This window comes from Streptomyces sp. NPDC059456 (assembly GCF_042750055.1).
Classification (GTDB): Bacteria; Actinomycetota; Actinomycetes; order Streptomycetales; family Streptomycetaceae; genus Streptomyces.
Map to the genome: position 1 here is coordinate 1 of NZ_JBHYVA010000824.1, position 3,358 is coordinate 3,358.

At 73.8% G+C, this 3,358-nt stretch carries 2 protein-coding genes; one reads left to right on the forward strand and one right to left on the reverse strand.

The genetic code is table 11. The features are described from left to right. Positions 1 to 102: 102 nt before the first annotated feature. Positions 103 to 1,350, reverse strand: a complete 1,248-nt coding sequence (locus ACFXA3_RS39090) for a transglycosylase family protein (RefSeq protein WP_385195584.1) — start codon at positions 1,348 to 1,350, stop codon at positions 103 to 105. A gap of 185 nt (positions 1,351 to 1,535) precedes the next feature. Between ACFXA3_RS39090 and gndA the strand changes: the two genes are divergently transcribed. Beyond that, positions 1,536 to 2,978, forward strand: coding sequence for an NADP-dependent phosphogluconate dehydrogenase (gene gndA / locus ACFXA3_RS39095; protein ID WP_385195587.1), 1,443 nt, complete (start codon positions 1,536 to 1,538; stop codon positions 2,976 to 2,978). Positions 2,979 to 3,358 lie beyond the last annotated feature (380 nt).

Genomic DNA, 3,358 nt, shown 5'->3' on the forward strand with positions numbered 1-3,358 from the left:
GACCGGTCCGGGGCGGCGGGCACGTCGGCGGCGCTGGCCAGCGCCGTGGTGGCGGCGGCCGGCCTGATCCTGCTCGCGGTCGTGCCGCCGCACGTACGCGGGTCAGATGCCGACGCCCCGGCCGCGGAGGTACTTGAGCGGGTCGATGTCGGAGCCGTAGCCGGGGGCCGTGCGGATCTCGAAGTGGAGGTGCGGTCCGCTGGTGTTGCCCGTGGATCCGGAACGCCCGATCCGCTGGCCTCCCGAGACCTGCTGCCCGGCCTTGACCCCGAGCGCCGACAGGTGCGCGTACTGGGAGTACCGGCCGTCGGCGTGCCGGATGACGACCTGGTAGCCGTACGCCCCCGCCCAGCCCGCGGAGACGACCTGGCCAGGGCCGACGGCCTTGACCGAGGTCCCGGTGGCCACGGGGAAGTCGACGCCCGTGTGGTAGCCGCTGGACCAGGAGGAGCCCGCGACGTGGTACGCGGTGCCGATGACGGAGTCCACGGGGGCGACGAAGCCGGCCGAAGCCGGCTGCTGCTGCGCTGAGGCGGCCGCGGGGGCGGCCTTGTCGGCCACCTTCTCCGCCGGCTTCTCCGCCGGTTTCTCCGCCGGTTTCTCGGCGGGCTTCTGCGCGTTCGGCTCCACCGGCTTGACGGGCTCCGCGGTCCGCGGCGGCTTCTCGGGGTTCTGCGCGGGCGGCGCGGCGGTGATGCGCAGGGTGAGCCGCTGACCGGGGAAGATCAGGTTCGGGTTCTCGCCCACGGTGGCCCGGTTGGTCTCGTACAGCGCCTGCCAGCCGCCTTCGACGTGCTGCGTCGTGGCGATCGCCGAGAGGGAGTCGCCGGGCGCGACGACGTACGGGTTCGGCAGGACCGAGGTCCCGGTCGGGCGCGGCGCGGTGGTCTGCGGGGCGGCCGGCTTGGCCTCCTGGACCTGGACCTTCACCCCCTGGCCCTGGCCCTGGGGGGAGACGGCGGGCGCCGGGCCGCTGCGGGAGAGCCCGGCCTGCTTCCCGCACACCGGCCAGGCCTGCGGGCCCTGCCCCTCGAGGACCTTCTCCGCGACCGCGATCTGCTGGTCCTTGGTGGCCAGGTCGGCGCGGGCGGCGTACGCGGTGCCGCCGAAGGCGCGCCACGTGCTCTGGCTGAACTGGAGCCCGCCGTAGTAACCGTTGCCGGTGTTGATGTGCCAGTTGTCGGTGGACTCGCAGTCGGCGACCTTGTTCCAGGTGTCCACCGAGGCGGCCTGCGCGGTGCCGGCGCCGATCAGAGGGAGTGCGAGCCCGGCGCCACCGGCGGTGACGGCGAGCGAGGCGCGGTTGATGCTGCTCGGCTGGTACCGGCGGTGCCGACCCCGTACACCCATGGGAGCCCCCATTGAAGACATCAGGAACCGCACAACCTAACGGCGCGATCAGAGCATGACAAGGGGCGCAACAGGGCGCACCTTCGCGGAAGTTGACAAGCTTTCGCATGGCGTGGGAACTGCAGGTATATCTGCCCGTGTAGCGTCGCTTTGACCCGCACATCGAAGCACTCAGGAGCGCATGCATGAGCAGCACGGCCCAGATCGGTGTCACCGGGCTCGCGGTGATGGGGAGCAACCTCGCCCGGAACTTCGCCCGCAACGGCTTCTCCGTCGCCGTCCACAACCGGACGGCCGCGAAGACCACCGCGCTGGTGGAGGAGTTCGGGCACGAGGGGACCTTCATCGCCGCCGAGTCCGCGAAGGAGTTCGTGGACGCGTTGGAGCGGCCGCGCCGCCTGATCGTCATGGTGAAGGCCGGGGAGCCGACCGACGCGGTGATCCGCGAGTTCGCCCCGCTGCTGGAGCCGGGCGACGTCATCATCGACGGCGGCAACGCGCACTTCGAGGACACCCGGCGGCGGGAGAGGGAGCTGCGCGAGCAGGGCATCCACTTCGTGGGCGCCGGCATCTCGGGCGGCGAGGAGGGCGCGCTGCTCGGCCCGAGCATCATGCCGGGCGGCTCCGCCGAGTCGTACGCCTCCCTGGGCCCGATGCTGGAGAAGATCGCGGCGAAGGCCTCCGACGGTACGCCGTGCGTCTCGCACGTCGGCCCCGACGGCGCCGGACACTTCGTCAAGATGGTGCACAACGGCATCGAGTACGCCGACATGCAGCTCATCGCCGAGGCCTACCACCTGCTGCGCGAGGTCGCCGGCTACTCCCCCGCGAAGATCGCGGACACCTTCCGGGAGTGGAACCGGGGCCGGCTGGACTCGTACCTGATCGAGATCACGGCGGAGGTGCTGGCCCACACGGACGCCGGCACCGGCCGGCCGTTCGTCGACGTCGTGGCGGACGCGGCCGAGCAGAAGGGCACCGGCCGCTGGACCGTGCAGATCGCGCTGGACCTGGGCGTGCCGGTGTCGGGGATCGCCGAGGCGGTCTTCGCCCGTTCGGTTTCGGGCCACGCGGACCTGCGCAAGGCCGCCCGGGGACTCGCGGGCCCCGCTGCCGAGCCCCTGCCGGCGGAGGCGGCGGACGCCTTCGCGGCGCAGGTCGAACAGGCGCTGTACGCCTCGAAGATCGTCTCGTACACCCAGGGCTTCCACCAGATCCAGGCGGGCAGCAAGGAATACGACTGGGGCGTGGACCCGGGCGCGGTGGCCTCGCTGTGGCGCGGCGGCTGCATCATCCGGGCGGCGTTCCTGGACCGGATCCGCGCGGCGTACGACGCGCGGCCGGACCTGCCGAGCCTGCTGGCGGACGAGGGCTTCGCGCAGGAGATCGGCGCGGCGCAGGAGGACTGGCGGGCCGCCCTGGTCGCGGCGGTGTCACACGGCATCCCGGTGCCCGCGTTCGCCGCCTCCCTGGCGTACTACGACGCGCTGCGCGCGGAGCGGCTGCCGGCGGCCCTCACCCAGGGGCAGCGGGACTTCTTCGGGGCGCACACCTACCGGCGCACCGACCGCGAGGGCACGTTCCACACCCTCTGGAGCGGCGACCGCTCCGAGGTCCGCACCGCCTAGGCCGAGCTGAGCGGTCCGGGCTGCGGGATCGGCGCGGGGCCGGGCGGCGGCGGCACCGGGTCGGGCTCGGGCACCGGCGCGGGCACGGGCGGCACCGGCCGTGGAATGGGCTCGGGGTCCGGGAACGGCCCGGGGCCAGGTGTGGGCGGCACGGGATCCGGCTCGGGAGCGGGCGGCTGCGTCTGCTCTGTGTTTCGCACCATACGACCCACCTTCCCCGGTTCCGGATCCGTACGCCCACCGAAAACGGCGCCCCCCGCCGCCCCAAACCGCCCGGGGGCCCGGCCTGATACGGCCACGCCCCCCCGGGCCCCCGGGGCGGCCGGGGACGGGCGCCGGCCCCGTGACCCCCGCCAGCCCCCCCGGGGGCGGCGCGCCCC

Excerpts from the sequence above, each read along its gene's own strand:
- ACFXA3_RS39090 (WP_385195584.1), bottom strand. The coding sequence starts at position 1,350 with ATGGGTGTACGGGGTCGGCACCGCCGGTACCAGCCGAGCAGCATCAAC.
- gndA (WP_385195587.1), top strand. The coding sequence starts at position 1,536 with ATGAGCAGCACGGCCCAGATCGGTGTCACCGGGCTCGCGGTGATGGGG.